The 20,820-nt window shown below is 70.9% G+C and carries 17 protein-coding genes and 1 pseudogene; 11 read left to right on the forward strand and 7 right to left on the reverse strand.

The genetic code is table 11. The features are described 5' to 3' along the window. The first annotated feature begins 184 nt into the window (after nt 1-184). The 3 genes from ACZ6ZT_RS28515 (at nt 185) to ACZ6ZT_RS28525 (ending at nt 3,342) form a co-directional block, all read left to right on the forward strand. A complete protein-coding gene (locus ACZ6ZT_RS28515) occupies nt 185-919 on the forward strand; it encodes a response regulator transcription factor (protein ID WP_469722902.1) in 735 nt (244 codons plus the stop codon). Continuing rightward, on the forward strand, nt 916-2,340 hold the full coding sequence (locus ACZ6ZT_RS28520; protein WP_469722904.1) for a sensor histidine kinase: 1,425 nt from the start codon (nt 916-918) through the stop codon (nt 2,338-2,340). Before ACZ6ZT_RS28515 ends, ACZ6ZT_RS28520 begins: the two co-directional genes overlap by 4 nt. Before the next feature lie 720 nt (nt 2,341-3,060). Further along, complete coding sequence (locus ACZ6ZT_RS28525) at nt 3,061-3,342, forward strand: ATP-binding protein (protein WP_469722905.1); 282 nt, start codon at nt 3,061-3,063, stop codon at nt 3,340-3,342. Here ACZ6ZT_RS28525 and ACZ6ZT_RS28530 read toward each other — a convergent pair. Both ACZ6ZT_RS28530 and ACZ6ZT_RS28535 read right to left on the reverse strand, forming a co-directional pair. Continuing rightward, nucleotides 3,285-4,514 (reverse strand): serine hydrolase domain-containing protein, encoded by a 1,230-nt coding sequence (locus tag ACZ6ZT_RS28530; RefSeq protein ID WP_469722906.1) that lies wholly within the window; start codon nt 4,512-4,514, stop codon nt 3,285-3,287. The genes ACZ6ZT_RS28525 and ACZ6ZT_RS28530 overlap by 58 nt on opposite strands. Before the next feature lie 354 nt (nt 4,515-4,868). Further along, entirely contained in the window at nt 4,869-5,261 is a 393-nt protein-coding gene (locus tag ACZ6ZT_RS28535; RefSeq protein ID WP_469722908.1) for a MerR family transcriptional regulator, read from the reverse strand. Nucleotides 5,262-5,363: 102 nt separating this feature from the next. On the opposite strand from ACZ6ZT_RS28535, the gene ACZ6ZT_RS28540 reads away from it, so the two are divergent. Both ACZ6ZT_RS28540 and ACZ6ZT_RS28545 read left to right on the forward strand, forming a co-directional pair. Continuing rightward, entirely contained in the window at nt 5,364-6,149 is a 786-nt protein-coding gene (locus ACZ6ZT_RS28540; protein ID WP_469722909.1) for an amidohydrolase family protein, read from the forward strand. Nucleotides 6,150-6,199: 50 nt separating this feature from the next. Then, nucleotides 6,200-6,614: pseudogene (locus ACZ6ZT_RS28545) on the forward strand (M15 family metallopeptidase); the annotation flags it as partial. A gap of 156 nt (nt 6,615-6,770) precedes the next feature. Here ACZ6ZT_RS28545 and ACZ6ZT_RS28550 read toward each other — a convergent pair. Continuing rightward, a complete protein-coding gene (locus ACZ6ZT_RS28550; protein ID WP_469722911.1) occupies nt 6,771-8,105 on the reverse strand; it encodes an alpha/beta hydrolase in 1,335 nt (444 codons plus the stop codon). Nucleotides 8,106-8,173: 68 nt separating this feature from the next. Between ACZ6ZT_RS28550 and ACZ6ZT_RS28555 the strand changes: the two genes are divergently transcribed. Beyond that, a complete protein-coding gene (locus ACZ6ZT_RS28555; protein WP_469722912.1) occupies nt 8,174-8,791 on the forward strand; it encodes a TetR-like C-terminal domain-containing protein in 618 nt (205 codons plus the stop codon). A 349-nt stretch (nt 8,792-9,140) separates the two neighbouring features. On the opposite strand, the gene ACZ6ZT_RS28560 is transcribed toward ACZ6ZT_RS28555, so the two are convergent. After that, entirely contained in the window at nt 9,141-9,443 is a 303-nt protein-coding gene (locus ACZ6ZT_RS28560; protein WP_469723086.1) for an ArsR/SmtB family transcription factor, read from the reverse strand. 368 nt (nt 9,444-9,811) lie between these two features. Here ACZ6ZT_RS28560 and ACZ6ZT_RS28565 point away from each other — a divergent pair, with 368 nt between their 5' ends. From ACZ6ZT_RS28565 to ACZ6ZT_RS28575, 3 genes are all read left to right on the forward strand, one after another. Continuing rightward, nucleotides 9,812-11,239: an MFS transporter gene (locus tag ACZ6ZT_RS28565; protein ID WP_469722913.1), complete on the forward strand. Its 1,428-nt coding sequence runs from the start codon at nt 9,812-9,814 to the stop codon at nt 11,237-11,239. Between the two features lie 163 nt (nt 11,240-11,402). Then, nucleotides 11,403-12,068, forward strand: coding sequence for a hypothetical protein (locus ACZ6ZT_RS28570; protein ID WP_469722915.1), 666 nt, complete (start codon nt 11,403-11,405; stop codon nt 12,066-12,068). A gap of 320 nt (nt 12,069-12,388) precedes the next feature. Then, entirely contained in the window at nt 12,389-12,910 is a 522-nt protein-coding gene (locus tag ACZ6ZT_RS28575) for a hypothetical protein (protein ID WP_469722916.1), read from the forward strand. Between the two features lie 445 nt (nt 12,911-13,355). Here ACZ6ZT_RS28575 and ACZ6ZT_RS28580 read toward each other — a convergent pair whose 3' ends face one another. Then, nucleotides 13,356-14,846: an MFS transporter gene (locus ACZ6ZT_RS28580; RefSeq protein ID WP_469722917.1), complete on the reverse strand. Its 1,491-nt coding sequence runs from the start codon at nt 14,844-14,846 to the stop codon at nt 13,356-13,358. Nucleotides 14,847-15,524: 678 nt separating this feature from the next. Between ACZ6ZT_RS28580 and ACZ6ZT_RS28585 the strand changes: the two genes are divergently transcribed. Both ACZ6ZT_RS28585 and ACZ6ZT_RS28590 read left to right on the forward strand, forming a co-directional pair. Then, a complete protein-coding gene (locus ACZ6ZT_RS28585) occupies nt 15,525-17,534 on the forward strand; it encodes an ABC transporter ATP-binding protein (protein ID WP_469722919.1) in 2,010 nt (669 codons plus the stop codon). Nucleotides 17,535-17,596: 62 nt separating this feature from the next. Beyond that, nucleotides 17,597-19,042 carry an NUDIX domain-containing protein gene (locus ACZ6ZT_RS28590; protein ID WP_469722920.1) on the forward strand — a complete coding sequence of 482 codons (1,446 nt, stop codon included), beginning with the start codon at nt 17,597-17,599 and terminating at the stop codon, nt 19,040-19,042. Here the strand turns inward: ACZ6ZT_RS28590 and ACZ6ZT_RS28595 are convergent. After that, nucleotides 18,979-19,530, reverse strand: coding sequence for a hypothetical protein (locus tag ACZ6ZT_RS28595; RefSeq protein ID WP_469722921.1), 552 nt, complete (start codon nt 19,528-19,530; stop codon nt 18,979-18,981). The genes ACZ6ZT_RS28590 and ACZ6ZT_RS28595 overlap by 64 nt on opposite strands. Further along, complete coding sequence (locus ACZ6ZT_RS28600; RefSeq protein ID WP_469722923.1) at nt 19,527-20,774, reverse strand: MFS transporter; 1,248 nt, start codon at nt 20,772-20,774, stop codon at nt 19,527-19,529. Before ACZ6ZT_RS28600 ends, ACZ6ZT_RS28595 begins: the two co-directional genes overlap by 4 nt. Nucleotides 20,775-20,820: the final 46 nt, after the last annotated feature.

Genomic DNA, 20,820 nt, shown 5'->3' on the forward strand with positions numbered 1-20,820 from the left:
CACACACATCGCACTCCATGGGCGGATCCTCACACGCCTCCATGCGTGGACCCAACCCGCTGACACCACGTTACTTACCAAACACCCAAGGCGGAACAAAACGCTCTTTCAGCTCCGATTCAGAGGAAACTCAAAGGCACGCCCCGCCCCTGCCGCGGCCCGCGCGGGGGAAGCTGAAGGAATCATGGACGAGCCGCGCAAGACACCGCTTCTGCACCGCCCCGGCGGGGATCCCGTACGGATCCTCGTCGTCGACGACGAACCCGACGTCACCGATGTGCTGGCCGGGGTCATCACCGGCGAGGGCTGGCAGGTGGCCACGGCGGGTGACGGTGCGACCGCGCTCGCCACGGCCCGTGATTTCCGGCCGGACGCGGTGATCCTGGACTGGATGCTGCCCGACCTGGACGGGCTCCAGGTCCTGCGGGCCCTCAGACGGGAGATGCCCACGGTGTGCGTCCTGTTCCTGACGGCCCGCGACGCGGTCGAGGACCGCATCGCGGGGATCACCGCGGGCGGCGACGACTACGTCACCAAGCCCTACAGCCTGGAGGAAGTACTGGCCCGGCTGCGCGGGCTGCTGCGACGGGCCGGGATGACCGTGGGGCCGGGCGCGAACCGGCTCACCGTCGGAGACCTCACCATGGACGAGGAGGCCCGGGAGGTCCAGCGTGGCGGGGATACCGTAGAGCTGTCGCGCACCGAGTTCGAACTCCTGCGCTTCCTCATGCGCAACCCCCGCCGCGTCCTGTCCAAGGACCAGATCCTCGACCGGGTCTGGGCCTACGACTTCGGCGGCCGCGCCCACATCGTCGAGCTCTACATCAGCTACCTGCGCAAGAAGATCGACGCCGGACGCACCCCGATGATCCACACCGTGCGCGGTCTCGGCTACGTCCTCAAGCCCGAAGCGCTGTGAAACGCCTGCCGCCCCGCACGCTGCGCGGCCAGCTCACCGTCGGACTCGTCGCCCTGCTCGCCGTCGCCTGTTTCGGCGTCGGGATCACCACCGCCCTCGCCCTGCGGGGCTTCCTGATGGGGCGCCTGGACGAACAGCTCTCCGCGTCCGGCGGCCGGTTCGCGGCCAGCCTGGAACACGAGACCACACCCGACGGCGACAACCGCCCCGACACCCGGGGCCAGGCCGAGGCAACCTTCGGCGCCCGCCTCCTGGACCACACCGTCACCCAGGCCGCCGTCGTCGACGCCGCCACCGACCGGCCCCTCCCCCTCACCCCCGAAGACCGCCGCACCCTGGCAGGAACCCCCGTGGACGGGCGCGGGCACAGCATCCGCCTCTCCGGGCTGGGCAGATACCGCGTCACGGCTGTCTCGGGCGACGACCAGGACACCCTGATCACGGGCCTGCCCCTGCACCCGGTGGAAGAGACCGTCCACCGCCTCGAAGCGGTGGAAGCCGCCCTGTTCGGTGCCGCGCTCGTGGCGACCGGCATCGCGGGGACCCTGTGGGTACGGATCTCCCTGCGCCCCCTGCGGAAGGTCACCGCGCATGCGGCGGAGGTCGCCGGGCTACCGCTCGCCAGCGGTGAGATCGCCATGCCCGGCCCCCTCTCCGACACCGACCCCCGCACCGAGGTCGGCCAGGTCGGCACCGCCCTCAACAACCTGCTCGGCCACGTCGAAGACGCGCTCACCCGCCGGCAGACCAGCGAGGAGCGCCTGCGGCACTTCGCCGCCGACGCCAGCCACGAACTACGTACCCCCGTCGCCAACATCCGCGGCCACGCCGAACTCGCCCTGCGCCATCGCGGGCCCGTCCCCGCCGACGTCCGCCACGCTCTGGAACGCATCGACAGCGAGTCACTGCGCATGACCCGCCTCGTCGATGACCTGCTGCTTCTCGCGCGTCTGGACGCCGGACGGCCCCTGGAAGACGAACCGGTCGATCTGACCCTGCTGATCCTGAACGCGACGGACGACGCCCGCGCCGCCGGCCCCGGCCACCACTGGCTCCTCGACCTCCCGGAAGAACCGGTCATCGTCACCGGCGACGCCCACCGCCTCCAGCAGGCGATCGGCAACCTCCTCGCCAACGCCCGTACGCACACGCCACCCGGTACCGACGTGACCATCGCCCTCACCACGGACCAGACCACCACCTGCGTGGAGGTGAGCGACACCGGCCCCGGCATCCCCGACGAACTCCAGCCCGAAGTCTTCGGCCGTTTCGTCCGCGCCGACCACGCCCGCTCCCGCAGCACCGGAAGCACCGGCCTCGGCCTCGCCATCGTCCACGCCGTCATCACCGCGCACGGCGGCACCACCACCGTCACCAGCCGCCCCGGACACACCACCTTCCGCATCACACTTCCCGCCTGAAGCGTTCGCCCTGCCAGCACACACCTGTCGAGTAACCCCGCCGCATGGAACACCCACGACAGAAGCGACGGACAGGCCCTCTGGAGGAAGGCTCATTGTCGCGCCGCGCCTGCGCTGGCCGTTGGGCCGTGGCGGGCCGTCAGGATCGCCTGTCGGCGGAGGATGCCTGCCCCGACGACCATGCTCTCCGCACCGAATGAAATGCGGAGCGTACGCTCCGCCCAGCACCGACCCCGGGTGGCTAGCACAGGGCCGCCTGCTCGTGGCCATGGCCCCGTCGTCAGCCAGCCAGCCAGCCGGATGTGCACCTATCGCCCGCCACCCAGCCGTCGTATGTGAGGGTTTGCGGGGGGGCTCTCGGTGAGACCGAGCGCGGCCGCGGCCTGGTCAGGGGTGAGGTCGTGGAAGGTGGCGCGGGCGTCCCAGTAATCCGCGCACTCGGCCCTAATCTCCAAGCGTTGCCTGCCTCGCGGAGGCGGGCCACCATGTCCGCCGCGACGGCGGCCACGACGTGCGGGGGAACTGCACGACTCCAGGTCTCGGGCCACCCAGCGTTCCTCCTCCGCCCGCTGCTCGATCGTCGATGCGCGCAGCGCGGGAAGATGGCGCGCAAGCAGCCTCAGGGCCTCGTCCCCCTTGCCCGGGTGAGCGGCGTGCGCGGTCGGACGCGCGGCAGGGTGAGCTCGCTGTCACCGCTGACGGACCCGTATCCCGGAGGACTTGCTGCCCGACATCTTCCGGCATTTCTCCCGTGCCGACTACGGCCGCTCGCCCCGCACCGGCTCCACCGGCCTCGGGCTCGCCGCCGTCGAAGGCGTCGCGCATGCCCATGGGGGCTCCCTCACGGCCGAAAGCCGCCCCGGTCACACCCGCTTCCGGCTCCTGCTCCCCTCCGGGCCGCCACCTCGGCCGGGACCCCGTAACCGTCGGAAGAGACGCGCTGCTCACGAGGTTCGGGGCTGGTGGAGGGGGGAGTCGGCGAGTTTGCCGGTGCGGGTCTGAGGCGGGGGCTTGCCGCAGAACTCCGCTTCGAGCACGTCGAGGTAGAGCGCATCGTCCTGGAGCCAGTCGCCGTTGGCGTTGAACGTCAGCTGGTGGTCGCCGTCCCGCGTTCCGAACATCGCGGACAGCGAGCCGTTCGTACGTCCGCTCTTGCCCACCACCTTCACGCCGCAGGATAGGTCCGCGAACTCGACCCCGAGGCCGTAACCGAAGCCATCCTGCGCCGGCACCTCGTCCAGCATCTGCCGCATCTGGGCCGGGGGGAGGAGTTCGCCGCGCATGAGGGCGCGGTGGAAGCGGTTGAGGTCGCCGCCGGTGGAGATGACGTCGCCGGCGGCGCCCAGCCAGGTCATGTTCTGTTCCGTGGCGTCGTGGATCTCGGCGCCGGGCTGGGTCTGGTGGAGCCGGGAGTAGCCGACGGGGTGTGGGACCGGCAGCTGCGGCGCGGTGCCGGGGAAGGAGGTTCCGTACAGCTGCAACGGGCGGATGAGGCGGCGCGTGACCTCGGTGGCGTACGAACGGCCGGTCGCCCTCTCGATGACCAGGCCAGCGATCACGAAGTTGGTGTTCGAGTACGACGGTGCCCGGTGCGGACCGGGCTGCGGCGGGTACCTGAGGGCGATGGCGACGAGTTCCTCGGGCGTGTGGGAGTCGTACCGGTGCTCGGGGAATCCGGGGCCGGCGGCGTCCTGGATGAAGGCGGGGTCGGATGCGTAGTCGGCGATGCCGCTGGTGTGGTTGAGCAGCTGACGCAGGGTGACCTGGGTGCCGTCGTAGCCGTTGCCCTGGAGCAGGCCGGGCAGCCACCGTTCGACGGTGTCGTCCATGCGCAGTCTTCCCTCGGCCTCCAGTTGCAGGAGGACGGTCGCGACCAACGTCTTGGTGATGCTGGCCGCCCGGAAGTGGTCACCGGCCGAGCGGGGACGACCCGTCGCCGTGTCGGCGTAACCGGCCGCGCCGAACCACCTGGCCCCGCCGCCCCGGGAGTGCGCGGCCACTCCGGGCAACCCGCCGGACGAGACGAGGGCCCGTAAGGCCGCCTGAGTCGCGTCGTGCCCGCGTCCTCCTTGCCCGGAGTCCCCGGCGTGCGCGGTCGGAGGGAGCACGGCCGCGCTGATGACGGCGGCCAGCGTCAACGCGAGCGAGGCGGTGCGTAAGGAGCGCTGCTTCATGGTGGGACCTCCGGAGCGCTGGGGGGCCGCGCCGGCCGGGCGCCCCTGTGCTCGAAGAGACTCCCGACGGGCGTACGGGGTTGTCTCACACGGCGCGCAGCGAGGCTGGAGGGATGGTGCTGACCAGGAACTCGACGCGTCGCCGAGCGCGCCGACCGTCAATAGGCCGGGGTTGCCTCACGGGGCGTCGCCACGAGTCTGCGGGGCAGGCTTAGAAGTGCGACCGCGGCCGCGAAGTACGCGGTGTGGCCTCCCAGGCTGAAGCCCAGTACGCCGGTCCGACCCGCCTCGACCTCGACGCTACGGCGGTCTACTACCGGCTGGCTGACCGACGGCCGGACGTGGACGGTCCGTTCAACCCGAGCGCGGCGGAGTGGTCGCGGGTCCTGCGGCGGATTCGGCGCCTTCGGTTGCCGCGATGACCCGGCGCAGGGTGTGGCGAGCCTGCGCCACTTCCTCCGCGCGCCGGTCGAGCTGCGTGAGTTGGGCGTGGAGCTTGTCCAGCACCCCCGGGCACGGACGCAGCGCGCCGTCCGCGAGGGCGCAGGGCAGGACGTGCCGGATCGAGGCGGTGGGCAGCCCGGCCGCCAGCAGAGCGCGAATCTGTCCGACCGTCTGCTCGGCGGCGGCGTCGTAGTCGCGGTATCCGTTGGCCTGACGGGTCGAGGTGAGGAGGCCGACGCGTTCGTAGTACCGGAGCAGGCGCTCGCTCGTCCCGGTCCTCTTGGCCAGTTGTCCGATCAGCATCGTTTCTCCGTGGAGCTTGACCTTGCCATGGTGTCAACCTTCAACGATGGGTCCGGCGGCGGCATTCCGGCGCCGCCGCCGGTCCTGACCAGGAGAAATCCGTTGATCATCGATGCGCACAGCCATGTCCACGATCCCGTGCACAGCCACATCGCCCTGCTGGACGAAGCGGGAGTCGACCGCGCCGTGCTCTTCAGCACCCGGCCACACCCCGAACGGGCCACCGATCTGGTTTCGTTCCGGCGCGAGATGAGCGTGCTGGACGAGACGGTCAGCGGGCGGTCCGGCGGTCCCGACGGCCACCAGGCCGCGTGGCGGGAGCTGGACGCGGCGTGCGCGGCCCACCCCGATCGCTTCATCGGCTTCGGAAAGGTCCGCCTGGACGTGCCGGCCGAGCAGATCGCGGCAGAGGTCGAACGGGACATCGTCGGCCGGGGTTTTCGAGGCATCGGCGAGCTGACCGCGCCGCCGGACGAGGCCGGGCGGATCGAGCCGGTCCTGCGGGCGGCCGCGGATCACGGCGGGCTGCCGGTCGTCGTGCACGGCTTCGCGCCGACCACCGCGCGGGACCTGATCACCCTGGCCCGGCTCGCGCGTCGCCACCCGAACGTCCCGGTGGTGATCAGCCAGTTGGGCGGACTGAACTGGCTGACGGCCATCGACCTGGCCCGGAACACCCCGAACCTGCACCTGGACCTGTCGACGGCGAACGTCCTCTTCGCGGTACGACTGGCCATCAAGGAGGTGCCGGACCGCACCCTGTTCGGCTCGGACGCACCCTACGGCGACCCCGTCCTCGCCCGTACCACCGTCGAACGCGTGACCTCGCCGGGCGCGCTGCGCGATCGCGTCCTGGGCGGCACCCTCGCGGAACTGCTCGGCCTCTGACCGTACGCGGGGGCCAGGGCCTGGCCCGTACGGGCAACAGCGCACAGTGGTACGTCGAGGAGTACGCGGCCGGGTTCCGCGCCGCCCACGCCGACTGGCCCGCCGAGGGACTGCGGTCGCAGGCGAGCCGGTACGTGTCACCGTCGGAGATCGCTCCGCACAGCGCCGGCGCGGCCGTCGACCTGGCCCTCGTCACCGCGGACGGCACGGAGCTCGACATGGGCACCCCCGTCAACGCCAGTCCCGAGGAAAGCTCCGGCGCCTGCTGCACCATGGCGGACGGCCTCTCCCGCCCGCGCGGCTCCACCGTGGCACCCTCAGCCGCGCATTCACGGCCGTGGGCTTCGCGAACTACCCGACCGAGCGGTGGCACTGGTCCTTCGGCGACCGCTACTGGCCCTGACGACCGGGCAACCCGCAGCCCTGTACGGACCGGCCTCCGAGTACCCCACCGACGCCGCCTGAGCCACCCGCCCCAGAGGGAGCACTCACCGCATGAGCACCACCCACACCTCACAGGACTGGCACGCCACGCCCGCTACCAGTCAGGACCGGGTGATCGATGTGGTGGTACTCGACCGCAACGCCGTAGTCGCAGGCCGGTGACGGGCTGCGACGTCTTCATTTGTGGTCGCGCAGGAAGGTAGGGATCTCGTCACGGGTCGGGTAGTTCGGCAGGGGTGCCGGCCTGTCCTGCAGGAACGCGGTGATGACGGCGGCGGCGCGGTCGTTGTTGTCGTCCAGGCCGTTCCACATGTGGTGTCCGACTCCGGGCATGTACTGCGTGCGCTGGACGGCGGGGTCATTGGCCAGGACGGTGGTCGCCCATTGACGGACCTGGGAGGAGCACTCGGCGATCATCAGCATCGCGGGGGTCCGGGATTGCCGCAGTGGTGAGGCGATGGAGGGTGAGTCCTTGACGGTCTGCTGGATGCGGAGGCTGGCGGCGGGGCTGAAGGAGAAGTTCTGTGCGGTGTCCTCTGCGGGAATGCGGTGCGCGTCGCCCGCGCAGTAGGCGGATGCGGTGTCGCTGCCGAGGTCGGCGGCGGTGAAGGCGTTGTCGCCTTCAGCCTGTCCGACCAGTTCGGTGTCGGGGGTGAGGAGCCCGAGGCGCATGAGGCCGAATGCCACGGCGTACCGGGGGGCGGTTGTCGATCGCGGTCCGGTCAGGGCCGGCGCGATGCCCCGTGCGGATTTTTGGCCCGTGTGTCCGGTGATGTGCGCGGTGGGGGCGTCCATAGGGCCGGGCTCGGCTATGACCGCCCGGTGTACGCGTGCGGCGTAGCTCGGGTCGGCCAGGGCGCGGGTGAGCACGACCCCGCCCGAGGAGAATCCCAGGACGTCGACCTTGCCCTTGTTGAGGCGTTCGGTGAAGGCGGCGAGGTCGCTGACCGACCTGGAGATCGTGTATTGGCTCATGGGGAGCAGGTCGCTTCGTCCGCCGCCGGCCTGTTCGTAGGCGTAGACGTCGTAGCCCTGGCGGGCGAGGAGTTGCAGGAATCGGTGGTCGAGCATCGAGATGCCACGGACCGGGCCTCCGTTGAGATACACGAGCGGGACGGGATGCCGGGGGCCGGGGCTCGCAGGCGGGTAGTGGTACACCGCGACCCGGCTGCCGGTGGACAGGCTCCAGTGCTGCGTGGTCACGAACGGCAGGTCGGGCGGGTACCGGCGGGCCGTCGGCGCGGCCGGGACGCAGACCGATGCCGTCACTGCTGCCGCGACGACCACCGGCAGGAACAGCACGAACCGTGTCGGCCGACTGCGGCGCCGGCCACGCCACATCGCGAAGACGACCCCGGCCCCAAGGGTCGGCAACCATGCGGCGAGCCCCGAACCTGCCCCGTCTGTGAGGGCGATCAGCGCGAGAAAGACGACGACCAGCATCGCGACGGCGGCCAGGGCCAGCAGTAAGCGGCCGGTGAAGCGGAGAAAACGCATGACGGATGCGGGCATAGCGGACCTCCAGCAGTTTCAGAACACTGTTTCAAAACGACGTTATCAAAGAGAGTAGGCTCCTGGTCGTGGGTAGGCCGAGAACGAACGACGAAGCCGTCGCAGAGCGGCTTGTGGAGTGCGCGACCGAGATGCTCGCCACCCGTCCGCGAGAATCGCTCACGGTCCGCGCCGTGGCGGCTGCCGCCGAGGCGTCGACGACGGCGGTGTACTCCTTGTTCGGCGGCAAGGACGGGCTGATCGGTGCGGTGCGCGACAGAGCCGTCGCCGGCCTGTTCCAGGACCTGTCAGCGGCGCAGACGTCGGCGGACCCTCTCGCCGACCTCTACACGCTGGCCGTCGCCTACCGCCGCTGGGGGCTCGGACACAGCCACCTGTACACGGTGCTGTTCGGTGGCGTGCAGTCCTTCGACCCTTCGGGGGAGGTCGGTGCCAGTGACCCGATCGGGCCGCTCCTCGCGGCGATCGAGCGCGCGTTGGCGGCGTCCGTCCTCGTCGGCGAGGCAGCGTCGATCGCCTTGTCGATCTGGGCCACCCTGCACGGGCTGGTGACTCTCGAACTGGCCGGGGCCCTCGACGCCGCCACGGCCGAGGCCGCGTTCCGATCGGCGGTTCACGCCACGTTGCGCGGGTGGGCGACCCCGGCGGTGTTCCGAAGCCTTCGCCGAGGCGAACCCGCCCCTTGACGCCGGCGGAACGCCTCCGCCGAGCTCCGTAACGCTATGCGCACGCCGACTTCCGCCCTCCCGGACGTCGGTTGCTTCACCAACGTGGTCGGCGCACCCGTGGCTCCGGACGTTGGCGGACCGGCGTGGTCGACCCGGCGCCGGGTACGCACGCGGCGCGGCTCACCGGATTTCGTACGGTCGTCAACCGTACGGACGCCAACTACGCCCGGTCCTGCATGTGGCGGCCTGCGCCGGCTTGCTGTCGCTCGCCGTGGTCTACGGCGCCCCGGCCGAACCGACCCCACCGTGGCGTCGGCGGTGGCCACAGCGCTGTACGAGCGGGTGCCGCGGCCCATCGCCCAGGGCCTTAGTCCGTCCCCAAAACCAATTCGAGCAGCCCGGGAAAGCGCTCGTCGAACTCGGGCCGCCGCAGCCGGTTGAGCCGCTTGGCCCCGGCGTCGCGCTGTTCCAGCAGCCCGGCGTCCCGCAGGACCGCGAAGTGCCGACTGAGGGTCGCCTTGGTCACCGGCACGTCGAAACTCCCGCACGAACGCTGCCAGTCACCGGCCCCGGCGAGTTCCCGTACGAGTGTGCGGCGGACCGGGTCGGCCAGCGCGAGCAGGGCGGCCTCCAGGGACACCTCCCGAGGGTCGGTGTGGACCGGCGGCACGCGATGGCTCGTCGCCGCCGCTTCGTGTGCCCCGGCCGAGTGCCGGCTCTCCGGCGCAGGCTGCGCGTGTGCTGCCGCCACGGCGGCTCTCCGTCCCGTCGGGGTGTCCGGATCACACCGGGCACCGATTGCAGAGTGTTCGTCGCCATGCGTACACTCCGTGGTGTTCGTCTTGCGGCGAACAGTCTACGTGTGCCTGGCGCGATCCCGTGATGCCTGCCTGCCTGCCTGCCAGGGCCTCGTCCGCTGCGGCCCCCGGCAGCCCGCGGCCACACCCGGCGTCGGGAACGGCCTGGCCGGTCCGGTACGCCGCCGCCCGGTCCCGTACCCATCCTCGTCTTCCGCACCACCCATGAAAGGCAGAGCACATGATTCGCCATGAACCCTCCGCCGCGGCCCGGCCGGGCCCGACCCTCTTCGCCGCCTGCCTGGGCTTCGTAGTCGTCATTCTCGACGTCAGCGTCGTCAACGTCGCCACCAAGGCCCTCGCCGGAGAATTCGGTGACAGCCTCTCCGGCCTGGAATGGGTGATCAACGGCTACACCCTCACCTTCGCCGCCTTCCTGCTCACCGCCGGAGCCCTGGGCGACCGCTTCGACCCCAAGGGCATCTTCATCCTCGGCTTCGCGCTCTTCGCCCTCACCTCGCTGGCCTGCGGCGCCGCCCCGTCCCTGATCACCCTCATCACGGCGCGCGTCCTCCAGGGCATCGGGGCGGCCATGATCGTGCCCTCCTCGCTGTCCCTCGTGAACACCAACTTCCCCGACCCCGCCCGCCGCACCCGCGCCGTAAGCCTCTGGGCCGCCGCCGGCGGCCTCGCGCTGGCCCTGGGACCGGTCGTCGGCGGACTGCTGGTGGACACCCTCGGCTGGCGCTCCATCTTCTACGTCAACCTCCCCATCGCCGCTGTCGGCATCCTGCTCACCCAGCTGTACGCGCAGCCCGCTCCGGCCCGTGACCGCTCCCGCCGACGCTCCCTCGACCTGCCCGGCCAGCTGCTTGCCGTCATCGGCCTCGGCAGCCTGACCACCGCCATCATCGAGGCCAACGCCCAGGGGTGGGGGGCCGCCCTGGTCATCACCTGCCTGGCGGTCTTCGCAGCCGCGCTGATCGCCTTCCTCACCGTCGAACACCGCAGCGCCGACCCGATGCTGCCGCTCCACCTGTTCGGGCGCCAGGCGTTCACCGCCACCTCGCTCATCGGCGTCCTGCTGAACTTCGCCTTCTACGGCCTCATCTTCGTCTTCAGCCTCTTCTTCCAGCAGGTGTGGGAGTACTCACCGGTCACCGCCGGCCTTGCCTTCCTTCCCATGACCGCCGCCATCATGGCCGCCAACCTGGCCTGCGGCTCACTGGTCAAGCGCCACGGTGCCCGGCGCGTCCTGCTCGTCGGCAACGCCCTTGCCGCGCTCGGCTACCTGGCCGTCCTGCCCGCCGTGGGTTCCGGCTCCTACCCGGCCCTTGTCGTACAGTTCCTGGTCGCCGGCTTCGGTATCGGCCTGGTCGTCCCCGCCATGACCAACGCGATGCTGAGCTCGGTGGAACCGGCCAACGGCGGGATCGCCTCCGGCGTCCTCAACGCCTCCCGCCAGCTCGGCGGCCTCATCGGAGTCGCCGCCATGGGACTGCTCGTCGGTCAGGCCACTTCCGGTCACTTCCTCTCCGGTCTGCGGGCCGCCCTGCTCTCAGCCGTCGTGGCCCTGACCGTGGCCGCCGTACTGAGCGCGACCGGCATCCGCAAGTCCGCCGCCCCCGTGCCGGCCGCCCCCGCCCCGGCGGCCTCCGCCGCCCGGTGACGTCCCTCACCTCCGACGGGGCGCGGTTGAACCGACGGCCCACATTCTCCAGCGCCCCGGCCGTTCTCGATCCGGTCGTACCGGATGGGGCCCGGCGGTCGTGCCCAGGGGGTGGCAGCACCCGCGCATGCTCTTTCCATGGCGGCTGGGTAGCGTCCGCCGGGTGAATCTTCACCTCATCAACGATGTGCCCGACGGCCTGACCTGCCGAGCGCGGTCGTTCGTCAGCACGCATGGCGTCAAGGTCGGCGTTCGCCCCGTCGAGGGTCACAGGCAGTGGTGGCTTGAGCGGGACGTCCCAACAGCGGTGATCGATCGAATGGCGGCCTACCAAGAGCGGTGGGGCGGTCTGCTCTTGCCACCCGCACCGCAGTACGACGGAGGTCCCAAATACCTCGATCCGGACTCGCCCGAAGAAGACTCCGCCGGGTGGTGGTTCGAAGCCGGGATGCAGCGGACCGCAGTCCCCTACTCATTCATGATCGGTCCGTCTGGTGAGTTCGGTATCCATGCAGAGCGGTGGGCACCCCTCCATGCGACCGTCGAGGGCTGGGTGGAATCGCTCGCCTTGGCTCACCACGCGTCCATCTGGGCAAGGCAGGTCACCAAACTCGTCGGCGATGACGTCGATGGCATCGAGCTGAACGGCTACACGCCGGTGCGCGAGGTGATGGGCTTGGCAGATACCTGGTGGCGAGGGCCCGAGTCGCTGGTAGCCCTCTACAGCGGGGAGGCTACGTCACTCGATTTCCCCAGGGGCCGCATCGCAGTGATCTACTCCGGTCTCGATGAGTGGGGACTGCGAGGGGGCGTGGAGGACCAGGGCTGACCTTGTCGTTTGACCTCGTCTCGGTTGGGGGTGGGTGTGGATCAGGCGGTCTTTGAATCCGTCAGGTATTCCGCGGTCTGCCAGGACTGCGATGCGGAAGCGGAGTGCTGGGGAGTTCAGGCCCTGGTGGACGGCCGGTTGCGCTGGGACGTTGAGTCGATCTGTCGCACTTGTGGCTTTGCCGTAGCCGTGTGCCGTGGCTCCGTACCGTCAGAACGGCGGGACCAGATGCTCTCCGAACATGGGCGCGCCTGTCTGCAGGTAGCGCCGGACAACCCCGGCATTGGGGCGTGTGTCGGACGGGCTCTAGCTTGGCTGCCGTGAGTACACGGGGTCGGAGTTACCGATATGTCGGACCGGTCGAACTGAAAGCTGCGGTCCGGCCAGGTGGCGGCGGGCGGCGGATCGGCTCGGCGGCTGACTTCGGCGGCTGGATCGCGGAGCAATCGGCGGCGGAGCTGGCCGAACCCTTCACCTTCGTGGTCGGCACGGACGGTGTGCTTCAGTTGGCGCCGCGGCGAAGCGAGCACGTGGCCTGTGCCGGCGGAGACATGGTTCTGAGCGCCGGCGAGATCGGCTTCATGCGCGAGGCAGACCGGTGGACCGTGAGCGAGGTCAGCAACCAGTCCACCGGGTACTGCCCGGACGTCAGCTCATGGGCGGATGTCGCCCGCGCTCTGGACGCTGTTGGACTCGGTCGGCCGTCCGGATCTACCCACGAGGTGGTGTTCCGGCGGTGCCCCGACTGCCAGGAGCACAACATCGTTCGCGAGGACGATTTCGCCTGCGTCTTCTGCGGCAGCGATCTGCCCATGGTGTGGAACGTGGATCCCGGCGTGTGACTGCCACGGGTCGCGACCACTCGTTGATGGCGGCGACGTGGACGGTCGCCTCGTAGCGGACGGCGAGCTTGTGGCGGCGCGTGGCGACAGCACGGTGTGTCTCTTGAGGCGGTTGATCCCGCACCCGACCGCATGGCGTTCGCGGTAGTCGGGGCTGGTCGAAGCGCGGCGACCCGGCCACCGCGGAAGCCGCGCTTCTGGCGGTTGCCCGCCTGGCCGGCCTTTGGCCGGCTCTTCGACGCCACGTTCGAAGGCGGCGACGACAGCAGCTGGCTCCCGCACCGGGCTCTACGTCGGCCCGGCGGCGCCGGAGCACCCCCGCTCCGAGCTGATGCACTAGCCGGTCATGAGGTGCCGCCCACCATCCGCAGGCGTTCGGTGTCCGCGGCGGGCCGCGGGGGCCGGCTCCAGTGCGTGCGCCCCGTCCGCAATATCGAAGAGCCGCTCAGTCGGCCCGGCTGCTGGTGCGCTTGGGCAGGGAGAACATCAGGGCCCACATCAGGGCCAGGATGCCGCCCGCCCACCACAGCACGCTGATGAACGCGTCGCGGTTGGGCCCGGCGTCGGACGACCCGTCGGTGGCGGCGAAGAAGACCAGGGCGGTCAGTGCCGTGCCGAGGGCGATGCCCAGGTGCATGGCCGTGTTGAACAGGCCCGAGGCGGACCCGGCGTCCTCGTGCGGGACTCTGGCCAGCGCCATGTCGGCGAGCGGGCCGCCGACCATGCCGAGGCCGAAGCCGATCAGCACCACCGGAGCGGTCATCGCCGCGAGGGTCAGCTCCGCCTGGAACAGGTCGGCCTGGAGTCCGTACGAGGCCATCGAGGCGAGCGCGACCAGCGCCCCGGCCTGGGGCAGGCGGCGGGCGAAACGGCCGCCGCTCTTCGCCGCGATCGTCGCACCGGCCAGTTCGCCCAGGGAGAGCAGCACGAAGGCCAGGGCCGCGTGGAAGGGGGTCATGCCCAGGCCGAGCTGGAGGTAGAGGGTCCAGGTCATGAAGAACAAGCCGCACAGCAGGCCGAGCAGCAGCTGCGTGGACAGGCCCCCGGAGAACTGCCGGCTCCGGAAGAGGGACAGGGCAACGAGCGGGGCGTGGTGCTGCTCGCGCTGCTGGTGGCGCAGGAAGACGCCGAGCGCGCACAGGCCGGTGGCGAGCATGGCGAAGCACCACAGTGGCCAGTGGTGGGTGTGGCCCTCGGTGAGGGGGAAGAGGATCAGGACGACGGCCAGCGCGGACAGGAGCACGCCGGTCAGGTCGAGCCGGTCGGTCTTCTGTCCGGTCGACTCGGGGATGAACTTGTTGCCGAGGAGAAGCACGGCGAGGCCGACGGGCACGTTGATCAGGAAGATCGGCCGCCAGGACAGCCCGAACAGGTCGGCCTCGGTGAGCAGTCCGCCGAGGACGGGGCCCAGGACGTTGGCGAGTGAGAGGACGGCTCCGTAGAGGCCGAAGGCCTTGCTGCGGTTCTCACCGGCGAAGGTGACGTGGAGGGTGGCGAGGACCTGCGGGATCATCAGGGCGACTCCGCCGCCCTGGAGCACCCGGGCCGCGATCAGCAGACCGGTGCCGGTGGCGAGGCCGCACAGCAGCGAGGCCACGGTGAACACGACGGTGCCCGTGAGGAGGATCCTGCGCCGGCCGTGGAGGTCGCCGAGGCGTCCGCCGGTGATCAGCCCCACGGCGACCGTCAGCGAGTACGCGGCGGTCAGCCACTGCACCGCGGCCGGCCCGGCGCCGGTGGACTCCCGGATCGCGGGCAGGGCGGTCAGGACGATCGACTGGTCGAGGATGTCCATGAGCTCGGCGACCAGCAGCACCACGAGGGCGATCCGGGCGGCCAAGGCCGTCTTCGTCTTCGTCTTCGGGAGGTGAGGTGCTGGGCGGCGCGGGGGCCGGGTGGTGTGCTGCGGCTCGTTGCCGAGCGCGGAGGAAGACACGACGGGGACTCCTGATCCAAAGGAATCGGGGAGCCCAGCCGTCAGCCGCGCCGGGAACCGACAGCAGGAAACCCGGGGCAGACGGCAGAGCTGCACCCGGGGAGAGACAGAAAAAACGGGGGGGGTGACGCAACTCAGGCCAGCGCGACGTCCGCCCCCGAACACGTGCGACACATCAGCACGTGGGGAAAACGGACGACTACATGGCCTGATTGATAGGACGTCACCTCAAGATCGACACAGAAGGCAGAAGGAACAGGAATTCCGGTCGCTGCCGCCGACAACCACCGACGCTTCGGCGCAGGAACTCATCCACAGTACGACACCCCCGGGCCCCGCCGCACACCGGATAAAGGTCCCGCCATGCCGACTGCCGGCTGCCGACCGCCGGCGTCCGCACCGCACCGTCACCGCGCGCGGCAAGCCCCTGTTCGGGTGCCGCCAGGCCTGGCTCCACTCGAACGTGTGAGTTCAGAAGCGCCCGCCCCCGACGCGTCCGGGATGCATGCCCCATTCGCGACTCCGTTCGATCGATTCGCCCGATCGGGGCCGTTACGGGTCCCGTTCCGGCACGTTTCTAGACCACCAGTGCCACTCCGCCGCCCAATTGGAGGACTGCATGAACGCCTTACCCACACCCGCCCACCCTGAGTCCGGATTCGAACAGGGGCGGCCCGCATGAGCGGCCGGACGGGTTCCGGAACCCCCGAGAGCGCAATCCCCGGGCCGCGGTCCGAGCCGCTGCCGCTGCCCCTGCCACCCGCCTCCGTGCCGGCCGGGCCCGCGGACGGCGACGTCGCCGACGAGATGGAGGAGGCGTACTGGTCCGTCCACGACGGGGCCGCCGCCAACGCCACCGTGCGCCAGGTCCTCACGCGGCTGCCGAGCATCACGGCCCTCGTCGGGCGGTTCGCCTGGCAGGCGGACCGGACCGCGACGACCGCCATCGTCATCTGCCAGCTGGCCTCGGCCGTCATGAGCGCCGGCGGGCTGCTCGCCTCGGTCTCCGTCCTCCAGCACCTCTTCGCCCAGGGCCCCACCCCCGAGCGCGTGCGCGCCGCCGTCCCCCAGATCCTCCTCGTCGTCGGACTCCTGGCCGCCCGCGCCGTGCTGGAGGCCGCCGTCGCGGTGGCGCAGGCACTCGTCACCCCGAAGATCCGCACGGCTCTGGAGTGCGAGTTCTTCCGGCTCACCGCGCACGTGAAGCTGGAGGCGGTCGAGGACGCCGAGTGGCACGACGAGGTCCACCGCGCGAACGACCGCGGCCTCTTCTACGCGCGGCAGATCGTCGGGCAGGTCATCTCCCTCGCCTCCGCCCTCCTCGGTCTCCTCGGAACCGCCTCCGTCCTGGGCATCCTGCATCCCGCCCTCCTGCCGCTCCTCCTGCTCTCCGTCCTGCCGGTGGGCGCGGCGGCCGTCCGCAGCGCCCGGGCCCGGTTCCACTCCTTCAAACGGTGGAACGCCCTCCAGCGCCGCGTCCGGGTCTTCTCCTGGCTGCTCCTGGACGTGGACGCCGCCGCCGAGCTGCGCTCCGATACCGCCCAGGACGCCCTCCTGGACGAGCACCGGCGTCTCACCACGAAGATCGCGGCGGAGGACACCCGGCTCGGCACCTACTCCGCGGTCCTCAACCTGGCCGGACGCACCGTCGGAGGCCTCGGGACCGGCGTCACCTACACCGCGCTCGGCGCCATGCTGATCTCCGGCTGGCTGCCGCTGGCCGCGGGCGCGGGCGCGGTCCTCGCCATCCAGGCCGCCCAAGCGTCGCTGACCCGGCTCATCGAGACCGCGCACCTCGTCTACGAGCACGCCCTCTGGGTCTCCGACCTCCTCGCCGTCCAGGAGCGCTGCCGCCGGCTGCTGCCCCGGACCGCCGAACTCCGGGCACCCTCGCGGGTGAAGACGATCGCCATGGACGACGTCCACTTCACCTATCCCGGCAAGGACACCCCGGCTCTGAACGGGATCACCCTCAGCCTGTCCGTCGGCGAGACCATCGCCTTCGTCGGCCTCAACGGCTCGGGCAAGTCCACCTGCGCCAAACTCCTCGCCGGCCTCTACGAGGCGCAGCGGGGCCAGGTCCGCTGGGACGGCGTGGACGTCCGCGAGATGGACGCCCCTTCCGTGCACCGCCAGGTCGCCTGCGTCCTCCAGGGCCCGGCCCACTTCCCTTTCAGTGCCCTGTCGAACATCACGATCTCCACCGGGAGCCTGATGGAGGCCGATCCGCAGCGGGCGATGGACGCCGCCCGGGCTTCGGGCGCCGACGGGGTGGTCGCCGGGCTGCCCCGCCAGTGGGAGACCCTGCTGTCGAAGCGGTTCAAGGGCGGCCAGGAGCTGTCGGGCGGGCAGTGGGCGAAGGTCGCGGTGGGCCGCGGCCTGTACAAGAAGGCACCGCTGCTGCTTCTGGACGAGCCGACCGCGAGCATGGACCCGCCGTCCGAACACGCCGTGTACGAGGCCGTGTTGCGGGGACGGCTGCGCGAGGACCAGATCACCGTACTGATCTCCCACCGGCTGGCCAGCGTCGTGGACTGCGACCGTATCCACGTCTTCGACAGCGGCCGGATCGTCGAATCCGGTTCCCACGACGAGCTCATGGCCCGAGGCGGGAGGTACGCCGCCATGTTCACGCTGCAGGCCGACGCCTACCAGCCCCGCGCCGCCGCGACGGGCCCCGAGGCATGAGCCCCAGCGGCGCCGCCCGCACCTGAATACGACGCCTGCCCCGCCGACTCCGAGGTGATCACGTGCCCCCCGCCCTGTCCCACATCCGCAGCACCGTCGAGGCCTACCTCGACCGACACCCGCGCGAGCGCACCGGCCTGGCCGGTCTTCTGGCCGCCTTGGCGGAATCCGCTGCCCCGACCAGCCGCACGACGTTTCCCGCGCACCTCACCTGCAGCGCCGCCGTCATCGACCGTGACCGCCGGGTCCTGCACGCGGTGCACCGGTCAACCGGACTGCTCCTCGCGCCGGGCGGCCACGTCGAGGCCGACGACCGTACGCTGCTCGGTGCGGCGCTGCGGGAGGTGTGCGAGGAGACGGGGATCAGCCCGGGCGACCTGTGCCTGACCTCCCGGTTTCTGGACACCCCCATCGACATCGACGTCCACGCCATCGACGCCGATCCGGCCAAGGGCGAACCGGCCCATCACCACTACGACCTGCGCTTCGTCTTCCACACCGGTCACGGGCGCCCGAAGACCGTCCTTCAGGACGAGGAGGTCACAGGGGCCCAGTGGCTCCCCTTCGACCAGGTCACCTCTCCCGCCCTGCGCGCCAAGCTGCTGGTGGCCGGTCTCGACGGCCGGGCCGAGCCGGTGAACGCCTCCGCCCTGCTGTACGACGGGGCCGGCCGCTACCTGCTGCACCTGCGCGACAACTACCCGGGCATCTGGGAGCCGGGTGCGTTCGCGCTCCTGGGAGGCGGCCGGGAAGCCGGTGACCGGTCGCTGGAAGACACCATCCGCCGCGAGCTCGCCGAAGAGGTACCCGGTCTGGTGGTCGGGGAGCTGGAACCGTATGCGGTGGAAACCGCGACCGGCGTCGACGGACTCGCCGTCCCCGTCCAGGTCTTCGCCGGCCTCTGGCGCGGCGTCCCCGACACGCTCGATCTACGGGAGGGCGTCCTGCTCCGCTGGTTCGCGCCGGACGAGCTGCCCCGGCTGCGGCTGAGCCCGTCGACGAGCGACCTCATCCGCCGCCATGTCGCCCGCGAGGCGGCCGCCGGCTCGCGCCCGGCGCCCGTTTCGCACGAGGCCGTTCCCCTCGTGATGGGTGTCCACCTCTACCTCGAAGACGACGAGGGCCGCGTCCTGCTCGGGCTGCGCCAGCCGGACTCCGCCTTCGCAGGGGACACGTGGCACTTCCCGGCGGGCCACTGCGCGCAGGAGCCGGCGATCGCCTGCCTGCTGCGGGAGACCCTTGAGGAGACCGGCCTGGTCATCGATCCCGCCGACGTCGAGTACGTCCATGCGGTGCACCTGGTCGACTCGCCCGGCGCCCGGCCGCGTATCGGTCTCGTGTTCCGGGCCCGCCGGTGGAAGGGCGTCCCGGAGGTCCGCGAGCCCGACAAATGCCTCGGCTGGCAGTGGTGGCATCCGGACGAACTCCCCGAGCCGCTCGTCGCCTACACCCGGGCGGCCATCGAAGGCATCACAGCCGGGCGGCTGTACACGGAGCTGGGCTGGTGAGGGCGGCCGCCATACCTGGCGCATCCGCCCGGCCGGCCGGGCCTCAGCATCTCGCGGCAGCACCCCCTGCCGCGGCCGCCGGCCCGCGTAGCCCGACGCACTGGTGTGCCCGTACGGCCCGAGGGGGACATTCCGGCGTACTGGACCGGCGTGCCGGGTTCGACGGTCGCGGTGGGAGCCCCGTCGGCGTACGTGCCGGTGAGCGTGTAGTCGCCGTCCCGCAGGGGGCCGGGGTCGGTGGTGAACCGCACGTCGTGGAGCAGCAGGCGTACCGCGCGGACCCAGTCGAGCAGACCGTCGCGGGTGGTGATCCGGTTGGAATCGGGGAAGCCGAGGCAGCGGGCGAGTTCGGCGCTGTGGACGGTGAACTCGTCGGCGATGAACTCCGAGGCGTCGGCGAGTTCCATGTCGCCGTTCCACAGGTCGACGAACTTCTCGAAGAGGACCTTGCCGAGGTCCGTCTCCTGGCCGGCGGACGTGGTGCTCATGCCGTCGTCTCCTTCTGGGAGGCAGGGCGGGTCGGGGCGTCCTGCTGGGCGGTGACCCGGACTCCGACGAGAAGGGGCAGGACGGCGAGGGCGCAGACTCCGCAGATCACACCGATCACGGTGAACGAAACGCTGCTCTGCAGCAGTGCCGCCGCGATGCTGGTGGCCAGCATCATCCCGGCGTACTGCGCGGAGCCGTTGAGGGCCAGTGCGGTGCCGCGCATCTCCGGGCGCAACTCGCTGACCAGCGCTTTGAGGGCGGGCTGTCCGACTCCGACGGCGGTGCCCCAGACGATGAACACGATGAGGACGGGGACAAGGTGCTCCCCGATCAGCGGTACGGCGCTCACTCCGGCGGCCGCGACCTGTGCGGCGGCGACGAGTACGCGGCGCTTGCCCAGCCGGTCGGCGATACGGCCGCCGAGGAGGGCTCCCGTCATGCTGCCCGCTCCGGAGCCCGTGATCGCGAATCCGGTCTGTGCCTCGTTGAGGTCGAAACGCTCGGCGAAGAAGATGCCGATGTTCGAGAACATGCCGTAGAGCGCGGCGCTCCACAGCAGGGTCGAGGCGAGAACGCACAGCACCGCGGGCGTGGTGACGGCGCGGCGGATCATCCCGAGGTAGGTCGCGACGGGGTTGCCCGGCGCCCTCTCCTGCGGGTCCTTGGGAGCGACGGCCGGGAGGCGGACGAGGACCATGAGGTAGACGGCGGCCGCGACGACCGCGACGGCGAAGAAGGCGGCCCGCCAGCTCATCAGGTAGGCGAGGTAGGAACCGAGCGGTACGCCGAGCACGGTGGAGCTGAGCAGTCCGGCCACGACGATGCCCATGATCTTGCCGCGCTTCTCGAACGGGAAGTTCTCGGCGATCATCGCGTACACGCTCGGCATGATCATGGCCGAGCCGAAACCGGCCACGGCACGGCTGATCAGGATGAGGGTGAAGTCGCCGCCCAGGCCGGTGAGGACGTTGGCCAGGGCGAACACCACCAGGCCGGTGCAGAGGATCCTGCGGCGCCCGAGGCGGTCGGACATGGCGCCGCACAGGGGTGCCACCAGGGCGAAGAGCAGTGCGTAGGCGCTGACGAACAAGCCGCCGGCCCGGGCGGCGGTGTTCGTGTCGGCCGCGATCTCGGGGATGAGCGGCACGGTGATCATCGAGTCGAGGCCGACGAGGAACGCGCTGCACACGGCGACGGCCAGCACGCGGCCCGGGAGTGCTGTAGTGGGTGAGGGGGTGGTCATGAGGAGCTGTCCTCCGGTCGTCTTGCGAGGTGCCCGGGTCAGACCC

The organism is Streptomyces sp. NPDC102258 (assembly GCF_055584685.1).

What these genes read in the sequence shown, in the direction of transcription:
- ACZ6ZT_RS28585 (WP_469722919.1), top strand. Translation starts at nt 15,525, where the DNA reads ATGAGCGGCCGGACGGGTTCCGGAACCCCCGAGAGCGCAATCCCCGGG.
- ACZ6ZT_RS28600 (WP_469722923.1), bottom strand. Translation starts at nt 20,774, where the DNA reads ATGACCACCCCCTCACCCACTACAGCACTCCCGGGCCGCGTGCTGGCC.
- ACZ6ZT_RS28515 (WP_469722902.1), top strand. Translation starts at nt 185, where the DNA reads ATGGACGAGCCGCGCAAGACACCGCTTCTGCACCGCCCCGGCGGGGAT.
- ACZ6ZT_RS28595 (WP_469722921.1), bottom strand. Translation starts at nt 19,530, where the DNA reads ATGAGCACCACGTCCGCCGGCCAGGAGACGGACCTCGGCAAGGTCCTC.
- ACZ6ZT_RS28530 (WP_469722906.1), bottom strand. Translation starts at nt 4,514, where the DNA reads ATGAAGCAGCGCTCCTTACGCACCGCCTCGCTCGCGTTGACGCTGGCC.
- ACZ6ZT_RS28565 (WP_469722913.1), top strand. Translation starts at nt 9,812, where the DNA reads ATGATTCGCCATGAACCCTCCGCCGCGGCCCGGCCGGGCCCGACCCTC.
- ACZ6ZT_RS28550 (WP_469722911.1), bottom strand. Translation starts at nt 8,105, where the DNA reads ATGCCCGCATCCGTCATGCGTTTTCTCCGCTTCACCGGCCGCTTACTG.
- ACZ6ZT_RS28535 (WP_469722908.1), bottom strand. Translation starts at nt 5,261, where the DNA reads ATGCTGATCGGACAACTGGCCAAGAGGACCGGGACGAGCGAGCGCCTG.